The organism is Psychromonas aquimarina ATCC BAA-1526 (genome assembly GCF_000428725.1).
In the GTDB taxonomy this organism is placed as follows: domain Bacteria; phylum Pseudomonadota; class Gammaproteobacteria; order Enterobacterales; family Psychromonadaceae; genus Psychromonas; species Psychromonas aquimarina.
The window spans coordinates 148,807-173,999 of the sequence record NZ_KE386791.1 but is presented as its reverse complement, the minus strand read 5'-3'; the positions used below and the strand labels follow the sequence as shown (position 1 = coordinate 173,999).

The following is a 25,193-nucleotide window of genomic DNA, read 5'->3' as shown; positions in this document are numbered from 1 at the left end:
TGAGGTTACTTTATCAAGTCTCTATATCATAAAGCACAACAACACGCGCAAAGTGTAGTTGATATAACAATGCTGTTTTACGAAGTGGTTTCTCCGAAATAAGTCTATTCTTTTAATGATCAACATTAACAATACTTGTCTGCGGCTCATTCTGGTATCGGACAAACATCTCCTGCACAGACTCATGCTTTTCACTAATACCTCTTTCAGCCAGAAACTGTTTATTATAGAGCTTTGACGAAGAGCGTTCAGCCAGATCACAGCAAAAAGTAACAATAGTTTTACCCGGTCCCATTTTCGCAGCCGCGTATAATGCACCGGCGGCATTTAGCGCTGAGCTGCTGCCTAAAACTATACCGTCAATTTCACGAACATGTCGGGAAATAGTAACCAGATCCTGGTCAGGAAGGGTAACTGCGTGATCAATTCTAGCCTCGCGGAAATTCTCCACACTGCGCATAATGCCGATCCCTTCAGTGAACGAACTGCCGCTGCTGACATATTGACCATTTTTAAGGTAGGAGTAGATGCCGGAGCCTTCAGGATCAATCAGCCAGGTCTGCAGAGCATGATGTTTTTCTGATAAATAACGTGAATTTCCAGCAATCGTACCACCCGTTCCTACCACGGATACTAATGCATCTATTCTGCCTTCTGTCTGCAGCCAGATTTCCGGGCCGGTGTTTTCATAATGCGCCTTACTGTTACTGATATTTTCAAACTGATCAGCCCACCAGTAATTATGATTATCTTCACCGAGACGTCTAGCTGTATGATAAAAATGATTAGGATTAGCAAATGGACAGGCATCCACCAGCATCAGCTGCGCATCGTATAAAGCAATCATCTGCTCTTTTTCCGGTGCCTGTCCCCTGGGCATAACCGCTAACATTTTAAAACCCATAGCTTTGGCAACCAGTGCCAGACCGATACCGGTATTACCCGCAGTGCCCTCAACTATGGTCATTCCCGGCTTCAGTTTTCCACTGTTAACTGCATCTTTGACCAGCTGCAGAGCGGCCCGGTCTTTAATAGATCCGCCGGGATTCTGCTGTTCACACTTCATTAAAATTTCGCAGCCGCTTAAATCAGAAAGGCTGTTGATACGCAGCAGATCTGTATTACCGATCAGTTCAGTAACGTTTTTTGATATTGGGGAGCAATGCATAAGTTTTACGCCTAATATTGAAAACAATATAATAAATACTAGGCAGATACAGCATTAAATCAAGCCCTGTCAGCAGCCTGATGTCTGCTGGCAATGCCTTGAGGAGGTAATACCAAATTCAATAATTTTGTATTCATTTATGCTGGTTAAAATGAATGCTAGCTTCGTTATTGATTTTGCAATTAGAACAACTAGTTACTGCAATCAATGCCTTGCGTTCATCCATTTTTCCTGCGCCTAAATAGAGCACTTAATTAATGAAATTGGTATAAATAAGCTCAGGCAGATAATTACAGGTTATTTACTTGCTTTGCCTCACCTTCCGAAGGTACTCTATAAACTTTTTATAAAGGACAAAAAATGACAGAGTCAGCAGACAATTATCAGAAAATGATTTCCGGTCAGGAATATAACTGCCTGGATGGTGAAATAGCAGAGCTTCGCAGCAGACAACAGCGCCTCAATCGTCAGGTCAATCAATCGCTAGAAGCTGTTATCGCCCCGGAACTGCTGCCGCACAAATCTCCCAGCGCTATCGTATCACTGCCCTTCTATGTCAGTTACGGCCTGCATATTCATCTTGCTGAACAAGTCTTTATTAACAGCAATGTCACCCTGCAGGATAATGCCCCCATTTATATCGGCAAACAGACAATGATTGGACCAAATGTGCAGTTTTATACCTCGGACCATCCTCTTGATGCAGGTAGACGAGTACAGGGAATGGAAACAGCAAAAGAAATTCGCCTTGGCAAACGGGTCTGGGTAGGCGGCGGTGCTGTCATTTTACCCGGAATTACTATTGGCGATGAAGCAGTAATAGGCGCCGGCTCCGTAGTCACTAAAGATGTTGCAGCTAAAACAGTGGTAGCTGGTAACCCGGCAAAATTAATAAAAACAGTGCAGTAAACCAGCTGTTCGAGTTAATCTTCTGTTAATCCTGCATATGTCCGGAAACAAAACCTGGATGATAACGAATATATTCCAGACACTCTTTTAATAAACTTAAAAAGTCACTCATATCTCTATCTAAACTACTGTCCGGTAAAAACAGGTGATAACCATAGGCGCTTGCTAACTGCTCGCTCCTATGCAGCCAGGCTGCAACCGGCCCCTGATAAGTCACATCATTAAGGACATAGGGATCAAAATTGACTAAACAGTCATCGAAGGTAATCTCTTCGTTTTTAGCTGCTAAATTTAATAACTCCTGCTGTTCATGGAGCAGTTTATTTGCCAGCCTAGGGGAGATATTCTGCGCAATATTTTCCAGATTTTTCAGCTTTATACCTAAATAAGGCAGCTCTTTATGCTCTCCATCAATATCCGCTTTGACATCCCCTACACGAAGAATATCCTGCCAGGGCAGCAGCCAGTAACCGGAGCGGTGTACATAAACGATTTTTTCAGGGTAGATGAAATAACTGATCTGCGGTTCTAAAATTTTAACAACACCGATAAAAGATACCAGTAAACATGCCAGCGAGAGTAATATCAGCTGAATTTGACTTAAATCCCACACCAGCAGGTCGAATATCATACTGAAAATAAGTAATACACCTCCTAAACAGACTAAAAATTGTTCATTACGTTTTGACTTAGGTCTTACCTTAATGACCTTCTCCGCTGTTTGTTCCGCCATAATATATCCTCCTCACAAGCTTTCCTTTGCTAAATGAAAATGCCCTGATTCGGTGTTATATCAAAATAACAGCAAATTTTTTGCCCGAATATTATAGGGTTATATAAATTGTAGGAGTAACTTGGCAATCCTGCTAGTGAATTTTTTTATAGGGATATAACAGCGCGCAGTTAACGGCAGTGATTTTTAACAGCACACAACAGCATGGCCGTGTTTTTTGTAAGAGCAGATGAGAAGTTTTTATACTCCTCATCATAAAGCTTAAAGAGGCAGATAATCAGCTACTGAGGTAGGTGTAAAGAAACTCAGTAATGGAAGTCATATCGGCAACAGTAATATACTCATCAGTTGTATGCACTTTCGCCATACCCGTCGATAAATTAACGGTTTTAAGCCCTTTTTCATTAAAGATATTGGCATCACTGCCGCCGCCGGTAGAACGCGGCAGCGGTTCAACATCATTGGCGGTAAATGCCGCTTTAACTGAACTGACCAGAGGATCATTTTCAGCAATACAATAAGCGTTATATGAACGACATGATTCTATCTCAACTGCAGCACCATGCTTAACAGCAGTCCTTTCAAATAAACCTACCATATGATCAACCTGAGCCTGCAGTTTTTGATCGTCAAGTGAGCGTGCCTCAGCTTCCAGATAAAGATCCGGCATAACAATATTTGTCGCACCGCCGCCTTTAACAAAACCGATATTAGCCGTTGTTTCATGGTCAATTCGCGAAAGTTTCATTTGCGAAATAGCATCGGATGCGACTGTTAATGCATTAACCCCCTCTTCCGGGGCTAAACCTGCGTGTGCGGGTTTTCCGCTAATATTTATTTTCAGGCTCTGCTGTCCCGGCGCCACAGTTATAATTGTACCGATCGGGCCTCCAGAGTCTAAAACTATAGCCTGCTTAGATTCTATGCAGGACATATCGAAATGCTGTGAGCCGCGAAGTCCGCCCTCTTCGTAAACCGTAAATGCCAGTTCAATGGTTTTATGAGCCTGGTTATCTGCCAGTAGACAACGAACCGCTTCCATAATGGCGGCAATTCCAGACTTGTCGTCACCACCTAAAATAGTATCCCCCTTCGAACTGATCACCCCGTCAATAATCTGCGGCTGTATCTCTTTTCCCGGGTTTACCGTATCCATATGGCAGCTGAGTAAAATACTCTCTGGTAAAGTTCCCTGCAGACGGGCATAAAGATTGAAACCGTTAGAAACATCGGCGGGGACAGCAAGCTGGCGAACCTCAAAACCAATCTCAGATAACTGAGCAGCTAGAGTTTGTGCTATCTGTTTTTCATTTCCTGACTCACTGTCTATCTTAACAAGTTCAATAAAGTGGCGGATTAGTCGTTCCTGGTTAATTCTGTTCATAAAGTTCTCTTAATAACAAAAAAAATAACAGTAACGCAATTTTTCTCCGTTTACCTAGAGCAGGTCAATAAATGTATTCTTGTGCACATAAAGTCTGCAGTCTTTACACTTCTGTTTTTAGATTTGAAAGGCAGAGGCTGCTGCCCGATTAACCCGGGCGATGCGAAGCAGAATCTTTGCTTTACTCACTATGGAGTTTTTCTTTTAAATATTTAATAAATACCTGGGTGCGCGTGTGTTCATATTCAAGAGTCGGATAATAAGCACAAACAGAGCGGTGATCTGCGGTTATTTCCGGCAGCACCTGTACTAATTCACCCGATTCAATCACATCCTGCAGCATCCTGCGGCTGGCCAGGAGAATACCCATGCCGCATTTCGCACCGTAAAACAGTGCTTCCGGGTTGGTTGTCGCAAAATTTCCCCTTAAAGTAATGCGCTTGCCGGTGGACAATTTAACTTCCCTGACAGGCCTTTCCCCCCAGATCAGCATATTATGATGCTCTAAATCACAGGTAGTGCCGGGCACACCGTATTTCTGCAGATAACTCGGCGAAGCAAAAAATTCGGCATGGTTTTCAAAAAGCGAAACCGATTTGTAACTGTGACTGTTAAGCTGTTCAAGTTCGCGGCTGATAAATACATCAACATAATTCTCAGGCATCTGCCCCGGCAGCGTGGTCAGAAGCTGCACTTTTATTTTCGGATAAGCCCGTAAAAAATCATCAAGATATTTGACGATAAATTTTGAGCCGACAGCAATCGTGGCGCCTATTTTAAGAATACCGGCCGGAGTCTGATGTATAGAGCGTGCTTCATCGACTAATGACTGCCACTGATCCAGCTGCAGTCGAGAGCGTTGATAAAATAACTGCCCAGCTTCGGTCTGATCAATTGAACGCGTCGTTCGTTTCAGCAGCTGCACCCCGACCCTTTCTTCAAGCCAGTTTACCCGTTTACTGACTGCTGAACCGCTGGTATTAAGCTGATAAGCCGCGCCGTTAAAACTTCCTTCTTCCACAACTTTAATAAAGCTGCGGACGCAAAGCATCCAGTCCATAAGGTTTCCTTATATGAAAAGTAAAGGACAAAACAATTAAGTCCCAACAGGACCTAATGACATTCCCATACGGGTTATTATCATTTATATCGCATAAATGTACACTAGCTTTATGAATATAAAAACTACTACTTTTAATAAAATCCCCCTGGCTCTGGCGATGATGATCATTGCCACCGGTCAGGTTGGTGTCAGTATATATCTGCCCTCATTACCTCTAATCAGCAGTCAGCTGCAGGTATCACAGGCGGATGTACAACTGCTGGTCACCCTGTTTTTACTCGGTTTTGGACTGTCTCAGCTGTTTTACGGGCCTTTTTCGGATGCAGTCGGGCGGCGCCCGGTATTTCTGCTGGGACAGGGCATCTATCTGCTTGGCACTCTGGTGTGTTTCGTGATGACAGAGAGTTTCACTGCATTATTAATCGGCCGTTTACTGCAGGGCCTAGGTGCCGGCAGTGCTTCCGTGCTGGGACGCAGTGTGATACGAGACAGTTATCACGGTACGCAGTTAACCCAGGCTATGTCTTATGTCGCGATGACAGCTTCAATTCTGCCGATTTTAGCGCCGGTTATCGGCGGCTGGACGGCCTGGCATTTCGGCTGGCAGTCGGTGTTTACCCTGGTGCTGCTGTATCTGTCGGCAATTTTAACATTAGGCTATTTTATACTGCCGGAAACACTGCCCTACCAGGCTAAAAAGTTCAGCATCAAAAGTACGTTTAGCGGCTACTGGGGTTTATCACGCAGCTATCAGGTTATCTCTTCAGCGAGTTATAACTGGATAGGTTATTTATCCAGTTTAGTCTCGGTCTCTTTACTGCCCTTTTTACTGCAGAACGGGCTGCACTTAAGCGCGGCAGAATACGGTCAAGTAATGATTATCCCCTCAGCAGGATTATTAATAGGCAGTTTATTATTAAACCGTTTAATCAAAATATTATCGACAAGCCAGTTGATGTATTTATCTGCAGGCATTATGATTTTTTCCGGCGCCTGGCTGATATTTAATGAGATGTCATTATTTAATATAATCTTCGGATTTACACTGCTGGCGACGGCACAGGGAATAAATTTTCCTCTTTCAATCAGCCTGCTGCTTGCGCCGCACACTAAGCAGGTTGGTGCGGTTTCAGCGCTTTCCGGCGCAGTACAGATGTGTTTTGCAGGCCTGCTGGGCGGTTATTTAATCAAATACTGGGTGACCAGTCAGGTAAGCCTGGGCATTTTCTATTTAATAACCGGGCTGGCAGTTGCGGCAGTATTAACCCACAGCCGCATAAGAAATACAAAAACTAACAATACTGTATTAGTCGCTGAAAAATAACCAAGGTAAATACAGCAGGCGGCAGAGACACTGCCGCCTTATTTTTCTACAAAAGCACTGCTTTTCGACCCGGTAATCCCCTCTGCTGCTCGTCATACTTCTGCATATGAAAATTCAGCAGTTCCTGATCTTTCACCTCAAGCAGCTGCTGCTTCACCACCTTAAAACCGAAGTGTTCAAAGAAAGGTTTTGCGGTAATACTAACCTGAGAAAAATAATGTTTTATTTTCTGCTGTTTACCCTGCTTTAAAATATGCATCATCAGGGCTCTGCCGATACCTTCTCTCTGGTGGTGCTGATCACAAAAGAAGTGGTCGATCAGACCGTCATTCTGCAGATCCGCGTATCCGACAATTTCACCGTTGAGCTCAGCAATATAAGGTTCAATATCAGACATTCTTTTATTCCAGATAAACATATCCATAGAATCAGGAGCCCATGCCTGCAGCTGCAGAGCGTTGTAATCAGACTTATTGATATTTCGAATGGTATTAAAATAAAGTGACCAGGTAGCCTGTGCATCCTGTTGTACATATTTTCTGATAGTAATCATAATAAAAATTTCCAGTATAAGTTGCTTCTATTACTACTGCCTGTTTGAGCTGGAAAACAGCTTACAGAAACACAACTCAGCAGACGAATAATACCTTGTATTAATTATAACAGCTTGAACTCAAAGCGTTTACAAAACAGCCTGACTCTTGTTACATTCGAACTCACGCCGTTCACAAAACCGCCTGACTTTTGTTACCTACGAACTCACGCCGTTTACAAAACCGCCTGACTCTTGTTACGTACAAAGCGGGTTCTAAATTCACTCGGAGTTAAACCGATAATTCGGATAAATATTTTACGGCAGGCACTGACATCTTCATAACCAACCTGATGCGCTATCCATGCAAACGGGTTATCAGAGGTTTCTAATAAGTCACAGGCTTTTTGAATTCTCAGCCTTTGAATATATTGAGTTGGTTTAAGCTCGGTTGCCCGGATAAAACGGCGTAGAAAAGTACGCTCGGTTAAACTGCATTTCTGTGCAAGCAGATAGATAGTGAGGCTTTGATTAAAAATTGTCTGCAGCTCTATCTGCAGGCCTAATATTGCATGGTCACCATGACTAAAGCTTGGTGCAAACTGCTTATAATAGCGCTGCTCCCGCCGCCCCGTATCAACCACCAGCATTTTCCCCAGCTGACGCATCACACTCGGCCGGGAAAACTGCGCCACAATCTCCAAACCTAAATCAAGCCAGGAGAGCATACCGGCAGCTGTAATAAAATCATCCTGATTAATCAGCAGCTGATCTATTTTCAGCGCTAACTGCGGATAAGTTTTATGGAATAAAGTCTGCAGAGCCCAATGAGTGGTTATTTCAGTTTCTTTTAAAAGGCCTGTAGCCGCCAGTATAAAAGAACCGGCACAGGCAGAGGTTAAAACAGCCCCCTTGTTATGCTGCAGTACTAACCAGTTAAGCAGCTCAGCTTCAGGACTCAGGAAATAATCATTATCATCACAGGGAGGCACAATAACAGCATCGTAACTGGCCTTTTGCAGTTGATGGTCATTTTTATAAATATTAAAATCAATTATTTCAGGGACAAACTGATAGCTGAGGTTTTGATCGATACTCACCCGGCCGGCCATTTTGAACATTTCTGACAGCCCGTATACTGCTGATTTAAGGCAGCCGGGATAGTCTACGACTGCAATTCTTATATTCATAACGACGTTACCTGTCATATTGTCACTTTTGACTTTAATCATGTCAGTTTAGACTTACATATGCCAGTCAACAATATCGCATAATCATCATGTAAAAATGAAACGCACAATGTTGTTATGCGCGCGCAGACGAATACCGTGTTTTTATTACCGTTTTTGCAATTAACGTCATGATTTCAAATGATATAACAGTGCCTTTTTTGCCTAACAGCTGTGACTGTCCTACCTTTTATACCAAACTGATTAAGTAAATGGTCAGTTTAAGCGCAGGAAAAATTAATACTAGCAAGGCATTAATTGATGTAACTAGTTATTCTAATTACGAAATTAATAACGAAGATAGAATTAATTTTAACCAGCATAAAGGATCAGATGCTTATTCAGATTGGTATTAATTAACCTTATCTCATTATTCACGGTAGAACAGATCTTAAAGTAAAGGACAAAATGAATAAGTTAAATGTAAAACGACGTATTGTACTAACAGGCGGCCCGGGGGGCGGTAAAACCACGGCGCTGGACCTGTTTAGGCGTGAGCTTCTCGGCAAAATAGCTTCCGTTCCGGAAGCCGCTACTATGATCTTCAGCGGCGGCATTGACCGCAGCCTTGATGATGAAGTGACCTGTACTCAACAGATCGCAATATTCAATCTGCAGCGGAATTTGGAAGATGTGCAGCGAAAAATGAACCCTGACTGTCTGATATTATGCGACCGGGGATGTTTAGACGGGCTTGCCTACTGGCCGCGTTCAGATGAAGATTTTTTTAAAACCATGAACACTACCCTGGAGTATGAATTAAGCCGTTATGATGCAGTAATTTTTTTTGAAACAGCGGCCAAATCCGGCCAAGAAATAAAAAGTAATAACCCGATCAGAAATGAATCGGAACAGACTGCAATTGTTATTGATCAAAAACTGCAGCGGATCTGGTCGCAGCATCCCAACTTTAACTTAGTCAGCAGCTCAGAATCATTTATCCGCAAAGTTATGTTCGGTATTATGACTATTGAAAATGTTATTAATACCATCTGACTAGAGCCCTGCATACGGCGGCAGGACTCCGGTCATTTTAATTCTCCTTAACCTGTTTAATCATCAGCCGATAACTAAATCTAATTCCGGGGTTTTGTTTTTAATCCGCGCAGATTTTTTCTTCTTTGCTAATACTTTAAGCATATCATTCGTAACTAAAGTAATGCCTTTCTCTGACACTCGGAAGCCGTTGGCTATATCCTGCTTTTTATCATAACCAATTGTTAAATCAGCCGGGATCAGACATTTACTGTCAACAATAACACGCCGTAATCTACTCCGTTCGCCAACGTGACTACCGTGAAGCAGTACAGACTCTTCAATAACACTGTTTGTGTGCGTATGTACGCTGGAAAATAACAGTGACTTGCGGATTGTTGAACCGGATATAATACAGCCGCCGGACACCGTTGAGTCAACTGCCATACCGCGGCGCTGGTCATTATCAAAAATAAACTTTGCCGGAGGAAGCTGCTCCTGATAAGTCCAGATAGGCCAGGATTTATCATATAAATCCAGCTGCGGCTCAGGGGCAACCAGTTCCATATTAGCTTCCCAGAAGGAGTCTATGGTACCGACATCCCGCCAGTAAGGCTGATTGTTACTGTCCGGATCTTTAAAAGCAAATGCAAAGATATTATGCTCTTTAATGATTGACGGAATTATATCATGTCCAAAATCTCGACTGGAGCCCTCTTTACTACAGTCTTTTTCCAGCTGCTCGAATAAAAAGTCGGTATTAAACACATAGTTCCCCATTGAAGCCAGGCATTTACCCGCTTTAGCAGGGATTTCATTAGGCACAGCAGGTTTCTCATCAAAGGCGAGTACTTTATTGGCGCTGTTAACTGTCATAACACCAAAGCTGCCGGCAGCTTCTTCTGTATCTACTTCAAGGCAGCAGACGGTCATATCTGCACCGTTTTCTACGTGCTGCGCCAGCAGAACACCGTAATCCATGCGGTAGACATGATCACCGGACAAAATCAGAACATATTTTGGAGACTCAGCACGAATGATATCCAGATTCTGATATACCGCATCAGCAGTTCCCACATACCAGTCATCACCGCTTCGCTGCGACGCAGGCAGCACATCAACAAACTCTGATATATTTGCCTTAAAAGTTCCCCATCCGCGGTTTATATGGCGGATTAGCGAGTGTGATTTATATTGTGTTGCAATACCAACACGGTTAATTCCAGAGTTAATACAGTTTGATAAAGGAAAGTCGATAATACGGAATTTACCGCCAAAATATACAGCGGGTTTTGCACGCCAGTCTGTCAGTTCGAACAATCGGCTGCCGCGTCCCCCGGCTAATACTAGGGCATAGGTATCTTTAGTAAGGTTACTGATAAAACGGTCTTTATTGTGGCTCATAAATGAATCTCCATAAATTTTTGAATCTAAAATCTAAAGGTATTTATTTTCTGTAAAAATTAACGGATAAACTGTGCAGCTGTCCGTTATTTACTGCTGATATGCTCCGAACTGGCTCCTTGTTTCAATTTTATGGATTGCTCCCGTTCTTATTGATAAAAACAAAATGGGACCGGTCCTTTTATATTGAATGATTAACAACATAAATAAAAGGTCTACAGAGAGGTATTGTGATTAAGGTAACAGTTTATTTAACTGCTGCGGGCGGCGCCTGTGTTTTGAAAAATTCAGCATACGCTTATTTCAAACAGAAAATTTCATATTTAATAAACATTAAATTCAGCTAGACAATGAAGCAGACTAGCAGCCCTGTTACGGCTGTTATAATTCAGCCAATCCTGAACTTGACTTGACAAAATAATGCTCGGGTAAAAAGCTCTCCGCACAGGACTCAGACATCTCCTGCGCAAATCTTTTCGGGTAATTGTCACCCAGAAAGCAGTTTTTAAGCGGGTAGGGATAAATTTCATCATAACGCATAACAGCAGTCTGGCTGGTTCGCCTGTAAATATGTGAACGGTTAAGCTGGGTAGAATTTTCAAGTCCTGCAGAAGCAACTATTTCCATAGCCGCCTTGACTGTTTTATTATGATAGGAAGCAACCCGTGCAGCCTTATCCTCAACAACCAGCCCGCCGGCGAGATCCGCATCCTGTGTTGCAATACCCGTAGGGCATCTGTTGGTATTACAGATTAATGACTGCACGCAGCCTAATGCGACCATCATACCGCGCGCGCTGTTACAGACATCGGCACCCAGCGCAATATTTTTAACAATATGAAAACCGGTAAACACCTTGCCGCTGGCAATCAATTTAATTTCATCCCTCAAACCAAAACCAATCAGCGCATCACAGACAAAACTCAAGCCCTCTTTTAAGGGCATACCCACTGAATTTGAATACTCCAGCGGCGCGGCCCCCGTGCCGCCCTCTCCACCATCCACAGTAATAAAATCAGGTTTAATACCCGATTTAAGCATAGCTTTACACAAGCCGAAAAACTCGCTTCGGCGTCCGACACATAATTTAAAACCGACAGGTTTACCGTCAGATAGAGCACGCAGCTGCTGAACAAATAACATCAGTTCTAAAGGAGTTGAAAATGCTGAATGGGTCGGCGGTGAATTAACTGTTTCTCCGGCTTTTACATGGCGGATCTGCGCAATTTCTATGGTATTTTTATGGGCAGGCAGTATACCGCCATGACCAGGTTTAGCCCCCTGTGACAATTTTATCTCAATCATTTTTACATTGGGTAAACAGGCTGTCTGCGCAAACTTTTCCGGGCTGAAACAGCCTGTATTATCCCGGCAGCCGAAGTAACCTGTCCCGATCTGCCAGATCAGATCGCCGTCATATCCTAAGTGATACGGGCTGACACTACCCTCCCCGGTATTATGAGAAAAACCTCCAAGTTTCGCACCTTTATTAAGTGCTTTTATGGCATTTGAGCTTAAAGCGCCGAAGCTCATTGCGGAAATATTAAAGATACTTGTGCTGTATGGTTTACTGCAGTCTGCTCCGCCGATTTTGATACGCGGATCCGGCTTTTTCTCAGTAATATGCCTGGCGGCCAGTGAATGCCCTATCCACTCATAACCAACCCGCAGACTGTCAACCTTGGTACCGTAAGGCACAGTATCACGCTCGCCCTTTGCTCTTTGATATATAACCGAGCGGAACATACGGCTGATGGGTACACCGTCAGTTTCTGATTCAAAAAGATACTGGCGCAGATAGGGGCGAATATACTCTACAATCCAGCGCATACGGCTGATCACGGGAAAATTCCGCAGCAGCGCATGTTTACTCTGGTGCATATCGTAAATACCGACAGCAGTAAGCGGCAGCGCCGCGGCAAACAGCCAGAGAGCCGACGGCCAGACTAAAGATAAAAGTGTAATAACAACAAGTGAAGAAACAGCAGTAAGAATAAAATACTTCCTCATATCAATACTCCCCTGTCTATTTGTCTGTTATACCCGTTACCAATCAAAATGCATTTATCAGTCGTTAGCTCGGACACCAAGATAAGGCGCAACATGATGACAATGGCCAGTCCTTCTCGAGTGTTGCAACGTAGTATTGGTTTTCGAGCTAGCGACCCACGGGGCAAGTCGTGAGATAAACATCTTCGTTGTTATGAAGCCTCGATTTAACCTGTTAGATCTTCACCTTCACGCCTAGAATCTGTTCACCTCACGGCTTGCTGATTTTTGCATCTTGAATGATAACGGGTATATATTCTGGGTGCTTAATATGCAGTTTAGCTGTAAGTATCTGTCTGACAAGGCCGCAGAATACGACTGGTCATAAATATGCATTCAGTAAACAGACTTTATTTTTTATTGCGGCCGCCCGGGTAACGACCGTTTTTTTTCAGCCGTTTATATACACTAAAGTGATAATAGCGGGCCACAAGCGGCCGGATAATCGGCAGTCCGATAATAAATGCGCCGGGTTTCAATACTCTGACTCGGCTCATTAGCTCGATATAAGCATCAAGTTCAGTAACAATTTTATCATCAGCAGTTTTAACATGAAGTTCGGTTAAAGCTTTACGCGGATCGATACCAAGATCCAGCAGCTCCTTGTCTCTACCGGTGATATCAAACCAGCAGACAGAATCCCCTGCAGTCCCGGCCAGTTTCTGATAGTTATCACGATCTTTAATACAGCGCGGACAGCTGCCGTCGTAATAAACTGTAATTTCTGCACTGCGCTTGCTCATATCAATACCTCTATATTTATTCTAGCAGCATTCAGCAGCGCTGTTTATCAGGCGAAATAAGTCAGGGCAGGTTGTTAATAATAGACAATAGTTGAAAAACGGTTATTTCCTGGACTTAGGGCTGTACCATAAAACTTTTTCCTGCAGGGGAGTCTCTGCGGGAAGCAGCGGGTTCTTAAATCTGAATATCTTGCGCTGCTCAATCTTTGCTGATTCAAAAATTTCCCTGTTAGCCGGATGATGGTAAAACAAACGGTCAAAAGAGCCGTCTGTAATCGCCAGGCGAAGCCCTCTTTCTAAGCGTAAAGCAAGTTGAGTATTATCCTTATTAACAAAAAAATACTGCGGCGCGGGATATTGAATAAGCAGTGTTTCTTCCACTATAAAGTGCTTATCTTTATGTGCGGCAACTTCTGCCCAGGGTTCATTAATTCCACGCGGGAAATAATCAAACCTTTTCATTTCCAGCATACTGAAAAGCCCTTTATAACTGGGACTGCTGATCACCTTAATACCGTTAGCACGTAAAATTTCGCTGTCCGGCCAGTCGTGTCCCTGCCCTGCAGTCAATCCTTTCAAATCATCTAACGTACTGATCATAGAAAATTTTTCTTTATCCTCGGCACGGATAATAAAAATGCGATGCCCCAGCAGCCCTTTTAATAACGGAATACGGATCGGCAGCAGCTGCTGTTCACGCTCGACAGAGGTCATTGTCCAGATCACATCAACGGACTTTCCTGCCGCCAGCTGCTTTATCGCCCGCCCTTGAAACATTTTCCTATTTATTGTTTCCAGTCGGTAAGGACCGTCTGTATTAGCCGTTTTTTCCAGTGCTAAACGAAGCAGATCAATAACATAGAGGCTACGCTGATCCAAACTTCCTTGAGGAGCAATATGCCTGATCAGCAGCTCATCTGCCCGGATCGGGCTGTTAATCAGAAACAGCATCATCAAAGCAGCAAAAAACTGTTTCATTATATCTCCTGAAAAAAGCCTGATCACCAGCAGAAAACGCTGAATCCATTGTATCTCTATAAATAAACATTTAATAAAAACTTCTTTTTAAAACTTAGACCCAATTAAACATTAAAAATAGTTATTATGCACCAGCTGCGCATACTGCTGTGCATTTTAGAAAGTTAACACTGTTTCAGGCATCTTTTTTTTTCAGCGAATAATCCGGGCTGTTTTCGGCGGCGAAAAGCTCCTGCTCAGGACAGGACTGATCGTAGACAAACGGTGATAATTCAGACAGTAGACGATGACTAAGCTTAGTGCTGCGCAGCGGTTTCTGTCTGACTTCTTTAAGGTAAACAGAAACTTCGCATTCCCATACTGTAATTACATTCCAGCCTAATGCTCTCAGCAGCTGCTGGTTTTGTTTATCTCTTTGCTGATTACGCGAGAATTTATCCTTCCAGTATTGTGTCCGGGTCTTAGGGGTTGTTGCGCGTTTACATGCCTGGTGGTGATGCCAGAAACAACCGTGCACACAGATTACCGCTTTATGCTTTTTCAAAACGATATCCGGTTTTCCGGGCAGTACCCCTGATTTATAGAGCCTTTTATTTACTCTGCCGTACAGTCTGAAGCGGTAGCCAAGTGCATGCAGAAGACGCCGTACAATGATCTCCGGCTTGGTTCCCGTTGACCGTATGCGGCTCATATTCCAGCTCCGGTGTGCTTTGGATATGCTGTCGGTCACTATACCTCCCTTAACAGCAGCACTCATAGTTACCAGTAATTTTCTGAGCTGAAATTACCAGGTTTACGGCGCAGATGTTTTTTATAACCCAGAAGAACAAGCTGTTCACTGGTTTCCTTTACCATGTCCGGATTACCGCATAAATAAAAAAAACTATTTTCAGCTGTCAGTCTCACCTGTGCACTTTCAGCTAACAGTCCGGACTGCAGCAGCTGCGGTATTCGTCCCCGTAGAGCACCCGCACACTGTTCTCTTGAGACAATCGGTATATAGACAAACTTATCTTTATAAGAGTCTGCTATTTGTTCTATTTTAGACTGATAAACCAGTTCTGCTTTAGTCCTTACTGCATGTACTAAAACTATTTTTTTAAAACGCGTCCGGGTTTCCAGCTCATCCAGAATGGACAGGAAGGGGCCTATTGCTGTACCTGTTGATAATAACCACAAGTCGGTGATATGCGCGGGGATTTCAGCTAATGTCATGAAACCGGCGGCCTGTTTTCCGACATAAACTGTATCACCTCTCTGCAGATTTCTAAGCTGTGAACTTAATTCTCCGTCAGAGACGCTGATAAGAAGAAATTCCATATCCTGATGGCCGCTTTTATGATTCGGAGAATTAACCAGGGAATATGCGCGCCGCACCCATTCACCTGCTCCATTAAGCAGGGCCAGTTTAGTAAACTGTCCTGCCAGATAAGGTTCAACGGGAGCATTAATCCTTAAACTGAATTCATTATCAGTCCACTCCGTTCGGCCGGTCACTCTGCCTTTGATTAAACCATGTGGAATTTCTTTCATTACGGCTCTCCTTAAAACACAAAACAATTAAGGTTTAACGGAGAATTAACCGTTAAGCTGAATTCAATATTTGTCCGGTGCATACACTAGCGCTTATTTACTAAGCCTGAAATTGTTTAGAACACATCTTAATTATAACATGCATTTGATATACACCTTATATCATACATTTAATCTCTTAACTAATAATACCTTAATCTACTATATTTACCTTACAGACAGGCTGGTTCTCTAAACTGCTCTACTTCTCTATTTATAAATCCTTTTAAATCATCCTGCTGAATTAAATAACAATTACTTTGACTATCAAACTATATGCTATATATTTAATTTGATGATCAAACTAATTACAGGAAATACAGATGCATACTCAGGCTTTAAATAAATGGCAGCATAGCCATAATTTTACCAATCATAACCATAGGGGTGAACGACGAACTTATTACGTACTATTTCTTACTCTTATTACTATGCTGATCGAAATTGCTGCGGGAACAATATACGGCTCAATGGCCTTACTGGCCGACGGCTGGCATATGGGCACTCACGCTTTTGCTTTCCTGATCACCATTTTTGCATATCACTATGCTCGTAAACATGCACACAATGACTCATTTACATTTGGTACAGGCAAAGCAAGTGTTCTCGGCGGCTATACCAGTGCCATTCTTCTTGGTTTAGTAGCATTAATTATGCTTGGTGAATCAGTCCAGCGTTTAATGTCACCGCAAGTCATTCACTTTAATGAAGCGATAATGGTTGCTGTAATCGGCCTTTTAGTAAATGTAGTTTGTGCATTTTTACTTAAGGATGATCACCATCATGGGCATGACCATGAACAGAGCCATTCTCACCACCATGACCACAACTTAAAAGCCGCCTACCTGCACGTATTAGCTGATGCATTAACCTCTCTACTGGCAATTGCAGCCCTGTTTGCCGGAAAATACTGGGGATGGAACTGGGTGGATGCGTTAATGGGAATTGTAGGTTCAGTGATTATCACCCGCTGGGCGATTGGACTGATGCAGCAGACCAGCCCGATTCTTCTTGATGCAGGTATCGCATCTGATTACCAGGAGCAGATTGTCACCACATTAGAAAAACACAATGATAATAAAGTCAGCGATATTCATATCTGGAAAGTCAGCGCGGATCACTATGCGGCGGTTATTTCGTTAGTCACCCACCTTCCTGAACCGGTAGATCACTACAAGCAATTACTGCATAAGTTTGATAAAATCGCCCATCTGACCATTGAAGTAAACCACTGCACCGAGAGACAATAAATTTTCTATGAAAGATATTGAACAGCTTAATCATTCTATTATCGAGTTTTACGACAAGCTTTCTTCCTGGGAGCATGCGGTTGTAAGAGAGAAAAATTTTTCTCTGGCACAGATCCATACCATCGAAGTACTAGGCAGTCACGGTGCGATGAGAATGAAAGAGCTTGCCGACAGATTAGGAATAACAACCGGCACACTAACCGTGCAGATAGATAAACTAGTTAATGCAGGTTTTATTGCACGTCGTCCGCACGAATCGGACAGGCGTTCAATTCTGGTTGACTTAACAGACAGCGGCCGGCATCTCTACCGGGAACATGACGACCTTCACCTGGCACTGACTCAGGATATTACTGCAAACTTAAATAAGGATGAACGCAGGATACTGCAGTTGTGTTTATCGAAAATGAATAATGAGTTTTAGCTAACGGCTTAGTGAAGCAGCTGACAAACCAGCTGCTGAACAATTTTCAAAAAATGAGCGACAGGTCAACTTGCCTTTCACCGGTATTTCTGGATAAAACTTCCTGACAGTTTATTCCTCATTCTAAATATTCCTTTAAATTCATTACTTTAAATATAAATAAAGTGTTACATCTGAGCTAAAACAGAAACCTGTTTGTTTCTTTCCGATTTTTGAATATTCAGATAATTCAACCATACTTATAGCAATACGTAATTCACTTTTATAGGCTGCTGAGAAATGAATTATCCGCTGAAATCTTATCTGTATTTTACTCTCAGCTGCCTGAGTGCGATGCTTTCTGTGTACAGCTATGCGCTCCCCCTTAGCAGTACTAATGAAATAGAGCTGAAATATCCCGCACTTGTTGAAACTATCAATCAGGACCATTCTCATAAAAATATCTGGCAGGATCAGTCCTTAAGGGACGAGTTTGAAAATCAAATTTTACTTCTGGTACTTGCTGATATCAGCGATGATTTAGCAGAGCGTTACCAGGCATTAACTGAAGCGGCAAAAGAAAATAACTGGCCGGGTTATGAACGTATTGCTGCAGACTTATTATTATTCTATATGTCCTATAGCCAGCAGATCCCTGTTCAGGGAAATTCCTGGCTGTTTGGAGGACGAATAAATCATGGTATAGGCGCTCCGTCCGCCGAATCAATAAATGCTTTTTTTAATGCACAGTCAAATCAGCAGAGACTGGAATATTTACAAGCACAGCAGCCGGCATCAGCTCAATACACCCGGCTTTCTCAAAACCTGTTCGATTATTATCATAGGAGCCGCAATAAAATTTTCATCCCGGAATTTACTGCTTTTGCAAAACAGGGCGAAAACCTGGAGCAGAAAACACTTTTATTATCCCGTTTACAGATCTCCGGCGAAATATCCTTAGAAAGTAAAGCCTATTTTGAAGCACAGGGTGAACAACTGTACAGTCCGGAGCTGCAGAATATTGTGCAGTTTTTCCAAAAACGTCACGGTTTAAAAGCAGACGGCATTATCGGTGCAAATACCCGTTTCTGGTTGAATATCAGCCATCAGGAAAGAATGCGCTTAATGGCACTAAATATTTTAAGAATACAGTTATGGTCCGTTAATAAACCGAGAATGGTATTAGTTAATATTCCTAATTACACCATGGAGTACTGGGAATCGGGAGAAAAGCTCTTTGAAAGTAAAGTTATCGTCGGGCGCTTAACCAGAAAAACTCCGCTGTTTTCATCCAAACTTGATTCCATTGTATTTAATCCGACCTGGCGTGTGCCGACACGTATAATGCGCAGGGATATTCTGCCTAAAGCATTATCCGACAGCGATTATTTTACTCAGCACCGTTATGACATTATCCCTACCTGGCGGAGTAAAGAGGTCATTGATCCTGAAAAGATTGCCTGGGATACCATCACAGCGGCAAATTTCCCCTATAAACTTCGTCAAAAACCTGGCCAGGGTAATGCGCTGGGCTTATTTAAATTCAATACACCTAATAAAAATGCAATCTACCTACATGATACGCCGACAAAGTCACTGTTTAACAAACAATACCGCGCCTATAGTTCCGGCTGTATACGGGTTCAGAAATCAGAAAAGTTTGCGCAGCTGCTGATGGACAAATCAGGTTTTTCAAATCAGGATTTTCTCAGCTACCATCAGCTTCCTAAAACCAATGTGGTTGCTTTAAAGAAAAAAATAACTATGTATACCATGTATCAAACCGTCTGGGTTGATGAGTTTGGTTTCACTCAGTTTAGAAAAGATATCTATAATTACGATAAATTAAGCAGAAGCCCTAACTCAGAGAAAAATTTCTATTTTTGATAAAAATTTAAAGCCTTGCTGTTCAACAAGTAAGCGCCACAAGACTCTCTAAACACTGTTTTTAGCTATTTAATATTTGACGACTGTATTAAAAATCAGTATCTTCGCGCATTTGATTGTTTATTTATCATGCAGCGGAGTGATATGACAGCCCCTATTTATAGTCGCCGAAAATTTCTTCAAAACAGTTTATTTGTTTTAGGTGCGGCAGCCCTTCCTTCTTTATCATTTGCTTCATTAATACAAGGCTCTCCCAGAGCTTTACAGATGAGTAATATCCATACCGGTGAATCACTGCATACTCAATACTTTGACGGCCGACAGTATCAGTTAAGTGAACTTCAAAAAATTAACCATTTATGCCGCGATTTCCGTCAGAATGAAGCCCATAACATGGATAAAACTTTATTCGATCAAATATCAGCCATTCAGCAGATCATAGGCTGCGATAATCAGGTACAGATAATCTCTGGTTTCCGCTCCTCAGCTACCAATAAAATGCTTAGTGAACGATCTGAGGGTGTAGCAAAAAAAAGTCTGCATATGCTTGGTAAGGCAATAGATTTTAGAATCGAAGGCGTACCCTTAGCCGATGTTAGAAAAGCGGCTTTGTCGCTTAAAACAGGCGGTGTCGGTTATTACCCGAAGAGTAATTTTATCCATATAGACAGCGGACGATTTCGCAGCTGGTAATAAGCTCCGAAAAAGAACAGATCCTGGATTAAAACCTGCATTTTATACGGGGTACAATAGTTACAATTTATTAAACAATCATATTCTCATCTAAGCTGACTGTAGAGACAATATCCCCTCGAATCCATATGTGCTGCTACAGCGATCTCAGTCAGTTATCAGAAAGTCCCTTACTCATTAAAATAACCAGCAATGCTGGAACTGTTTCCTGTGAAAAACAAACTGCTCCGCAGCTGAAACAATTTGATTAAAAAAATGCTTATTCTTTACTAGGATTCAATTAGGTACTGACACTAAATTCATTTCCTCACTATAATATAAACAACCTCCGTAACCAAAATGAAGGTTTACGAAATGATTAAAAAGTTTCTTATCACCAGCACTGCTTTACTACTTGTAATCATCATCGCAATGCTGACCTGGCAGTCTGCACCGGAAATAGAAAACCAGGCAGAAACCACCGGCCTGCCGATGAAAGTCGCCCGTTATTACTGGCCGGGAATGTACTGGGTAGAAATCGCTGATAAAAAAGGCTGGTTTAAAGAAGCAGGCCTGAATGTAGAACTGATCGATACTAACCCCGACTATTACGGCTCACTGCAAGATGTTGTTAATGGAAAAATAAACAGTCACGGTTTCTCTCTGTTTGATGTGATGAGTTTTAATGCTGTAGGCGCCGATCTGGTAATGGTCATTAATTGCGACAACTCATCCGGCGCAGAGGCTATTGTAGCCAAGCCTGCTATTACAGCAATAACTGACTTAAAAGGGAAAACCATCGGCGTGGACATTGAATCCTATACGGAATATATACTGGATACAGTGCTGAAACGAAATGGATTAATACCCGCTGATGTTAATAAAATACAACTCGCTGGTGAACAGGCGGCAGAGGAGTTCAGCAAAGGTCGACTAGATGCTGTTGTTACATGGGAGCCGGTTGTATCTGAAGCGGTAAAACAGCAGCATGGCCGAAAGCTCTTTGATACCTCGGAGATTCCCGGCATATCCCCCAACGGCCAGGTTTTTCGGCGCAGCTTTATTGAACAAAGGCCGGGTGATGTTCAGGCCTATGTCAACGTATGGCACAGGACAACACTGTTTATCAAAGAAAACCCTAAAGAGGCATTCGCTATTATAGCCGGGATCTACAAGGTTACAACGGATGAAGTACAGGATTTTGCTCGCCTAGACCAGATACTGGATCTCCGGGATAATATTACCTCCTTCTCTTACGGTGCAGGGTTTGAATCGATGCACGGTACAGCGCGATATATAGATAATTTCCTGATTGACAAAGGAGTAAGCAAAGGGCATCTGGACAGCACAAAATTTATTGACGCAACTTTTATCCGCAGCCTTATGCATTCCGTGCAGCAGGAAGCACGATGAAATTAGCCAGCAAAATCACACTGTCAGTTGCACTGGTATCGCTTATTGCCCTGCCGATACTGGTTTTGAGCGTTTTTTATTCTGCCAGAACTGTACTGCAAAAAAACATCAGTAAAAACCATCAGGAAATTGCTCAGCGGCAGATGCAGACAATTGACCGAACCCTCTATACTGCCTACCGGGATATTCAAATGATCGCTGAGGATGATTTTTTACAGACGTTACTAGCCCGAAGCAGTGCTGCTGAAGATAAATACTTATCGTTAATCCTCAGAGAACTAGAAGAACGAGCCCGGTTTACCGGCCCCTGGGATCTGTTAACTGTGATTGACAAAGACGGCTCTATCCTCATGTCGACAAATAAAAAGCTTATCGGCACACAAATACAAGAATATCCGAGCAGCAGTGCAGCCTATTACCAGGCTGTTACAGGTAAAACCTATTATTCTGATCTGGTGCAGCCCGTAAAAGCAGGCAGACCCGCGGTCATATTTGCGGCGCCTGTTAAAAGCCGGCAGGGAAAAAGCACCATTAACGGTGTAGTGCTAGGCCATTTTGCATGGCCCGTGATTATTCAGGCACTGGATGAAATTCCCCCTCCGGCCGTTGTACACCTGATCAATAAAAAGGGTATGACCATAGCAGCGCCCAGCGCCTATGCAGATCATATCTTTAAACTTAATCTCGCCGAGCATGAACTGGCAGAAAGATCGCTTACAGATAATACTGGGGGCAGTGCTGTTATTGAAGAAGGAGCGCATAAAAAACTCGGGCCTATACTGGCAGTTTACTATTCACAGAACGGCCTTTTCGGTTATAAAGGCAGCGGCTGGACTCTACTGCTGGAAACTCCCCTTGAAAAAGCACTGGCTCCCGTTAACCAGATGGCAAAAAATGTCGCAGCCGCCGCATTAATTGTGACCATATTACTGATAGGAGTTCTCTACTATGCAGGCAGAATGCTTGCCCGACCGGTAGAAAAACTGACCGAAACAGTTGAGGAGCTTTCGCGCGGAAATTTGACAGTAAAAGCACAGGTAAGTACAAATGATGAAGTTGGAGAACTGGCCTGTTCATTCAACAAAATGACCGAAGCTCTGCAGAAGACGACCGTTTCAAAAGATTACCTGGACAATATCCTGAAAACAATGCTCAACATGCTTATCGTTATCACCCCGGATAGAAACATTATCTCGGTCAATCAAGCGGCGCTTACCCTGCTCGACTACAAAGAAAACGAATTAATCGGCCGGTCCGTTGACATAATTATTGCTGAAAAAAGTCTTTTAAAAAACAAAAATTTGGAAGCCTTCACTCACAAAGGTGCAGCGGCCAGCATAGAAACATCTTATATCAGCAGGGATGGACGCAGAATATCAGTGCTGTTTTCCGGCTCAATAATGCGTGACAGCAAGGGAAAAGTTAAGGGCATTGTTTGTGCGGCTACTGACATCAGTAAACGCAAGGAGCATGAAGAAAAATTGCGCAGAAACAGCCGGGCTTTAAATGCCGTCCATGCCAGTCATATTCTTCTAACTCGCTCTGATAATGAGCATTCGCTGCTTACAGGCGTATGTAAGAACATCGTTGAACAAACAGGCTATCAGTTTGCCTGGGTAGGACTACGGCATCCCGATAATGCAGAAACCATAATCACAGCATCCTGCGCCGGGCAGGAGCAGAGCTACAGCAGTTCACTGCAGCTGCGTCTGCAGGACGGCGAGTCCGCAGACTGCCCGGAGGCTGCTGCACTTAGATCCTGCAAACCGTGTATTGAAACAGGCATAAATAACGGCTCTGACGGCGTTCACTGGCGCAGGGAAGCGGCTAAGCACGGCTACCAGTCAATGATCGTACTTCCGCTTATGCATAAGAACGAGGCATTTGGGGTGCTGTCAATCTACAGCACACAGACCAGCAGCTTTGAAGCGGATGAAGTAACGTTAATGAAGAAACTTGCCGATGATCTCGCCTATGGTGTAACAGCAATTCGCACAAAACAAAATCACAAACAGGCTGAGGAAAAAATTGCCTATCAGGCCTTTCATGACTCTCTTACGGATCTGCCTAACCGGACAATGATCATGCAGTCTCTGCGGCAGAGCGTTGAGCGAATTCGCAGCCACAGCGGGGCACTGGCTATACTGTTTATTGATCTGGATGATTTTAAACTGGTTAACGACACACTCGGTCATTCGGCTGGTGATGAACTGCTCAGGCAGGCTGCAAAGCGTTTAAAAAAGGCGACACGAGACAGCGACATTGTTGCGAGGCAAGGGGGAGACGAATTTATTGTTCTCTTCACTGAATACGAAAAACAGCTCAATAATACGAAATTCGAGCAGGAAGCATCTCTCGTTGCACAGAGAATTCTAGATGAGCTGCAGAGGCCGTTCCGGGTTCAAGAACAGGATGCCTATATCTCGGCAAGCATTGGTATCAGTCTGCAGCCTGGTGACAGCGGTAATGCCGAACAGTTGATTCAATATGCAGACAATGCAATGTATCGGGCGAAGGAACTGGGCCGTAATAACTATCAGTATTTCTCCAAAGAACTGTCGGAACGCCAGCAGAAAAAAATGTCACTAGCAACACTGCTCCATAAGGCAGTTGAACAACAGGAATTCAGACTTTTTTACCAGCCGCTTATTGATCTAAACAGCGGCAGAATGGTTGGAGTAGAAGCTCTGATCCGCTGGGAGCGAGAGGAAGGTCATCTGATCTCGCCAGCAGACTTCCTGCCGGTGGCAGAAGATACCGGATTGATCCTGCCTATTGGAGACTGGGTGATACAAGAAGCTTGTCAGCAGCTGCGCAGATGGGCAGATAAGGGGATTTCACTGCAGGTCGCAGTTAACCTTTCAGCTCGGCAGATGTGGCACGGTGATATTGCCGGTCAGATACTAAATATCATAAATGAGACGGGCATATCTAAAAGTATGCTTGAAATCGAAGTAACCGAAAGTGCAATGTTTGTTGATCCGGAGCGAATGGAGAAAACACTGCAGCATTTCAAAGAAAACGGCATCAAGATTTCTCTCGATGATTTTGGTACCGGTTATTCCTCACTTGACCGTCTGAAGCGCCTGCCCTTCCATAAGCTCAAAATCGACAAGTCCTTTGTTGACGGCATTCCTGATGACGAAGACGATATTGCCATAGTCACAGCAACGGTACAAATGGCGCAAAGTTTGAAGCTGTATTCCCTGGCAGAGGGAATTGAAACACTTGAACAGTGCAGCTTTTTGAAAAGCCTGGGATGTAACTACGGTCAGGGTTATTATTTTTCAAAACCAGTGCCGGCAGTAGAGATTGAACAGATGCTTAAAAAGAACCATCATTGGGAGCTGCAGACGCGGAAATTAAGCAGAATCGGGGGATAAAAACATCGTAATAACGGGAATAGAAATACCTCATAGCAAATAATTTCTCCAGAAGATAAAAAAACAAGGCTTGATCCCGTTAATCAGCGGCATTATCTTATAGACTAACAAAAAAATTAACC

The 25,193-nt window shown here is 43.1% G+C and carries 21 protein-coding genes; 9 read left to right on the top strand and 12 right to left on the bottom strand.

What is annotated here, in order from left to right:
* Nucleotides 1-112 precede the first annotated feature (112 nt).
* Nucleotides 113-1,168 carry a cysteine synthase A gene (locus tag G337_RS0120225; RefSeq protein ID WP_028865442.1) on the bottom strand — a complete coding sequence of 352 codons (1,056 nt, stop codon included), beginning with the start codon at nucleotides 1,166-1,168 and terminating at the stop codon, nucleotides 113-115.
* A 360-nt stretch (nucleotides 1,169-1,528) separates the two neighbouring features.
* On the opposite strand from G337_RS0120225, the gene G337_RS0120220 reads away from it, so the two are divergent.
* Nucleotides 1,529-2,077, top strand: a complete 549-nt coding sequence (locus G337_RS0120220) for a sugar O-acetyltransferase (RefSeq protein ID WP_028865441.1) — start codon at nucleotides 1,529-1,531, stop codon at nucleotides 2,075-2,077.
* Between the two features lie 25 nt (nucleotides 2,078-2,102).
* On the opposite strand, the gene G337_RS0120215 is transcribed toward G337_RS0120220, so the two are convergent.
* From G337_RS0120215 to G337_RS0120205, 3 genes are all read right to left on the bottom strand, one after another.
* Entirely contained in the window at nucleotides 2,103-2,810 is a 708-nt protein-coding gene (locus G337_RS0120215) for a DUF2982 domain-containing protein (RefSeq protein WP_028865440.1), read from the bottom strand.
* A gap of 277 nt (nucleotides 2,811-3,087) precedes the next feature.
* Nucleotides 3,088-4,194: a M20/M25/M40 family metallo-hydrolase gene (locus tag G337_RS0120210; RefSeq protein ID WP_028865439.1), complete on the bottom strand. Its 1,107-nt coding sequence runs from the start codon at nucleotides 4,192-4,194 to the stop codon at nucleotides 3,088-3,090.
* 181 nt (nucleotides 4,195-4,375) lie between these two features.
* Entirely contained in the window at nucleotides 4,376-5,254 is an 879-nt protein-coding gene (locus tag G337_RS0120205) for a LysR family transcriptional regulator (protein ID WP_028865438.1), read from the bottom strand.
* Nucleotides 5,255-5,366: 112 nt separating this feature from the next.
* Between G337_RS0120205 and G337_RS0120200 the strand changes: the two genes are divergently transcribed.
* Nucleotides 5,367-6,581, top strand: a complete 1,215-nt coding sequence (locus G337_RS0120200; protein WP_028865437.1) for a multidrug effflux MFS transporter — start codon at nucleotides 5,367-5,369, stop codon at nucleotides 6,579-6,581.
* A gap of 46 nt (nucleotides 6,582-6,627) precedes the next feature.
* Here G337_RS0120200 and G337_RS26975 read toward each other — a convergent pair whose 3' ends face one another.
* Nucleotides 6,628-7,134, bottom strand: a complete 507-nt coding sequence (locus G337_RS26975) for a GNAT family N-acetyltransferase (RefSeq protein ID WP_051303460.1) — start codon at nucleotides 7,132-7,134, stop codon at nucleotides 6,628-6,630.
* A 215-nt stretch (nucleotides 7,135-7,349) separates the two neighbouring features.
* Entirely contained in the window at nucleotides 7,350-8,303 is a 954-nt protein-coding gene (locus tag G337_RS0120190) for a GlxA family transcriptional regulator (protein ID WP_028865436.1), read from the bottom strand.
* Between the two features lie 447 nt (nucleotides 8,304-8,750).
* Here G337_RS0120190 and G337_RS0120185 point away from each other — a divergent pair, with 447 nt between their 5' ends.
* On the top strand, nucleotides 8,751-9,338 hold the full coding sequence (locus tag G337_RS0120185; protein ID WP_028865435.1) for an AAA family ATPase: 588 nt from the start codon (nucleotides 8,751-8,753) through the stop codon (nucleotides 9,336-9,338).
* A gap of 63 nt (nucleotides 9,339-9,401) precedes the next feature.
* Here G337_RS0120185 and glgC read toward each other — a convergent pair whose 3' ends face one another.
* From glgC to G337_RS0120150, 6 genes are all read right to left on the bottom strand, one after another.
* On the bottom strand, nucleotides 9,402-10,721 hold the full coding sequence (gene glgC / locus G337_RS0120180; RefSeq protein ID WP_028865434.1) for a glucose-1-phosphate adenylyltransferase: 1,320 nt from the start codon (nucleotides 10,719-10,721) through the stop codon (nucleotides 9,402-9,404).
* A 381-nt stretch (nucleotides 10,722-11,102) separates the two neighbouring features.
* Nucleotides 11,103-12,731, bottom strand: coding sequence for an FMN-binding glutamate synthase family protein (locus tag G337_RS0120170; RefSeq protein WP_028865433.1), 1,629 nt, complete (start codon nucleotides 12,729-12,731; stop codon nucleotides 11,103-11,105).
* 389 nt (nucleotides 12,732-13,120) lie between these two features.
* Nucleotides 13,121-13,513 (bottom strand): thiol-disulfide oxidoreductase DCC family protein, encoded by a 393-nt coding sequence (locus tag G337_RS0120165; RefSeq protein WP_028865432.1) that lies wholly within the window; start codon nucleotides 13,511-13,513, stop codon nucleotides 13,121-13,123.
* Nucleotides 13,514-13,615: 102 nt separating this feature from the next.
* The gene (locus G337_RS0120160; protein WP_037028241.1) at nucleotides 13,616-14,491 is read right to left on the bottom strand and encodes a substrate-binding periplasmic protein; all 876 of its coding nucleotides are present in this window, start codon (nucleotides 14,489-14,491) and stop codon (nucleotides 13,616-13,618) included.
* 175 nt (nucleotides 14,492-14,666) lie between these two features.
* On the bottom strand, nucleotides 14,667-15,248 hold the full coding sequence (locus G337_RS28420; protein WP_211235831.1) for a very short patch repair endonuclease: 582 nt from the start codon (nucleotides 15,246-15,248) through the stop codon (nucleotides 14,667-14,669).
* Nucleotides 15,249-15,250: 2 nt separating this feature from the next.
* Nucleotides 15,251-16,024 carry a ferredoxin--NADP reductase gene (locus tag G337_RS0120150; protein WP_028865430.1) on the bottom strand — a complete coding sequence of 258 codons (774 nt, stop codon included), beginning with the start codon at nucleotides 16,022-16,024 and terminating at the stop codon, nucleotides 15,251-15,253.
* A gap of 362 nt (nucleotides 16,025-16,386) precedes the next feature.
* Between G337_RS0120150 and dmeF the strand changes: the two genes are divergently transcribed.
* From dmeF to G337_RS27975, 6 genes are all read left to right on the top strand, one after another.
* Entirely contained in the window at nucleotides 16,387-17,313 is a 927-nt protein-coding gene (gene dmeF, locus G337_RS0120145; RefSeq protein WP_028865429.1) for a CDF family Co(II)/Ni(II) efflux transporter DmeF, read from the top strand.
* A gap of 7 nt (nucleotides 17,314-17,320) precedes the next feature.
* Nucleotides 17,321-17,737 carry a MarR family winged helix-turn-helix transcriptional regulator gene (locus tag G337_RS0120140; protein ID WP_028865428.1) on the top strand — a complete coding sequence of 139 codons (417 nt, stop codon included), beginning with the start codon at nucleotides 17,321-17,323 and terminating at the stop codon, nucleotides 17,735-17,737.
* 279 nt (nucleotides 17,738-18,016) lie between these two features.
* A complete protein-coding gene (locus tag G337_RS0120135; protein ID WP_028865427.1) occupies nucleotides 18,017-19,603 on the top strand; it encodes a L,D-transpeptidase family protein in 1,587 nt (528 codons plus the stop codon).
* A gap of 144 nt (nucleotides 19,604-19,747) precedes the next feature.
* Nucleotides 19,748-20,296, top strand: a complete 549-nt coding sequence (gene mepK, locus G337_RS0120130; protein WP_028865426.1) for a peptidoglycan L,D-endopeptidase MepK — start codon at nucleotides 19,748-19,750, stop codon at nucleotides 20,294-20,296.
* Nucleotides 20,297-20,650: 354 nt separating this feature from the next.
* Complete coding sequence (locus G337_RS0120120; RefSeq protein WP_028865425.1) at nucleotides 20,651-21,688, top strand: ABC transporter substrate-binding protein; 1,038 nt, start codon at nucleotides 20,651-20,653, stop codon at nucleotides 21,686-21,688.
* Nucleotides 21,685-25,071 (top strand): EAL domain-containing protein, encoded by a 3,387-nt coding sequence (locus G337_RS27975; protein ID WP_051303458.1) that lies wholly within the window; start codon nucleotides 21,685-21,687, stop codon nucleotides 25,069-25,071. The genes G337_RS0120120 and G337_RS27975 overlap by 4 nt, the downstream gene beginning before the upstream one ends.
* Nucleotides 25,072-25,193: the final 122 nt, after the last annotated feature.

Bases quoted from the DNA above. Each gene is read 5' to 3' on its own strand.
- G337_RS0120225 (WP_028865442.1), bottom strand. From the start codon at position 1,168: ATGCATTGCTCCCCAATATCAAAAAACGTTACTGAACTGATCGGTAAT.
- G337_RS0120220 (WP_028865441.1), top strand. From the start codon at position 1,529: ATGACAGAGTCAGCAGACAATTATCAGAAAATGATTTCCGGTCAGGAA.
- G337_RS0120215 (WP_028865440.1), bottom strand. From the start codon at position 2,810: ATGGCGGAACAAACAGCGGAGAAGGTCATTAAGGTAAGACCTAAGTCA.
- G337_RS0120210 (WP_028865439.1), bottom strand. From the start codon at position 4,194: ATGAACAGAATTAACCAGGAACGACTAATCCGCCACTTTATTGAACTT.
- G337_RS0120205 (WP_028865438.1), bottom strand. From the start codon at position 5,254: ATGGACTGGATGCTTTGCGTCCGCAGCTTTATTAAAGTTGTGGAAGAA.
- G337_RS0120200 (WP_028865437.1), top strand. From the start codon at position 5,367: ATGAATATAAAAACTACTACTTTTAATAAAATCCCCCTGGCTCTGGCG.
- G337_RS26975 (WP_051303460.1), bottom strand. From the start codon at position 7,134: ATGATTACTATCAGAAAATATGTACAACAGGATGCACAGGCTACCTGG.
- G337_RS0120190 (WP_028865436.1), bottom strand. From the start codon at position 8,303: ATGAATATAAGAATTGCAGTCGTAGACTATCCCGGCTGCCTTAAATCA.
- G337_RS0120185 (WP_028865435.1), top strand. From the start codon at position 8,751: ATGAATAAGTTAAATGTAAAACGACGTATTGTACTAACAGGCGGCCCG.
- glgC (WP_028865434.1), bottom strand. From the start codon at position 10,721: ATGAGCCACAATAAAGACCGTTTTATCAGTAACCTTACTAAAGATACC.
- G337_RS0120170 (WP_028865433.1), bottom strand. From the start codon at position 12,731: ATGAGGAAGTATTTTATTCTTACTGCTGTTTCTTCACTTGTTGTTATT.
- G337_RS0120165 (WP_028865432.1), bottom strand. From the start codon at position 13,513: ATGAGCAAGCGCAGTGCAGAAATTACAGTTTATTACGACGGCAGCTGT.
- G337_RS0120160 (WP_037028241.1), bottom strand. From the start codon at position 14,491: ATGAAACAGTTTTTTGCTGCTTTGATGATGCTGTTTCTGATTAACAGC.
- G337_RS28420 (WP_211235831.1), bottom strand. From the start codon at position 15,248: ATGAGTGCTGCTGTTAAGGGAGGTATAGTGACCGACAGCATATCCAAA.
- G337_RS0120150 (WP_028865430.1), bottom strand. From the start codon at position 16,024: ATGAAAGAAATTCCACATGGTTTAATCAAAGGCAGAGTGACCGGCCGA.
- dmeF (WP_028865429.1), top strand. From the start codon at position 16,387: ATGCATACTCAGGCTTTAAATAAATGGCAGCATAGCCATAATTTTACC.
- G337_RS0120140 (WP_028865428.1), top strand. From the start codon at position 17,321: ATGAAAGATATTGAACAGCTTAATCATTCTATTATCGAGTTTTACGAC.
- G337_RS0120135 (WP_028865427.1), top strand. From the start codon at position 18,017: ATGAATTATCCGCTGAAATCTTATCTGTATTTTACTCTCAGCTGCCTG.
- mepK (WP_028865426.1), top strand. From the start codon at position 19,748: ATGACAGCCCCTATTTATAGTCGCCGAAAATTTCTTCAAAACAGTTTA.
- G337_RS0120120 (WP_028865425.1), top strand. From the start codon at position 20,651: ATGATTAAAAAGTTTCTTATCACCAGCACTGCTTTACTACTTGTAATC.
- G337_RS27975 (WP_051303458.1), top strand. From the start codon at position 21,685: ATGAAATTAGCCAGCAAAATCACACTGTCAGTTGCACTGGTATCGCTT.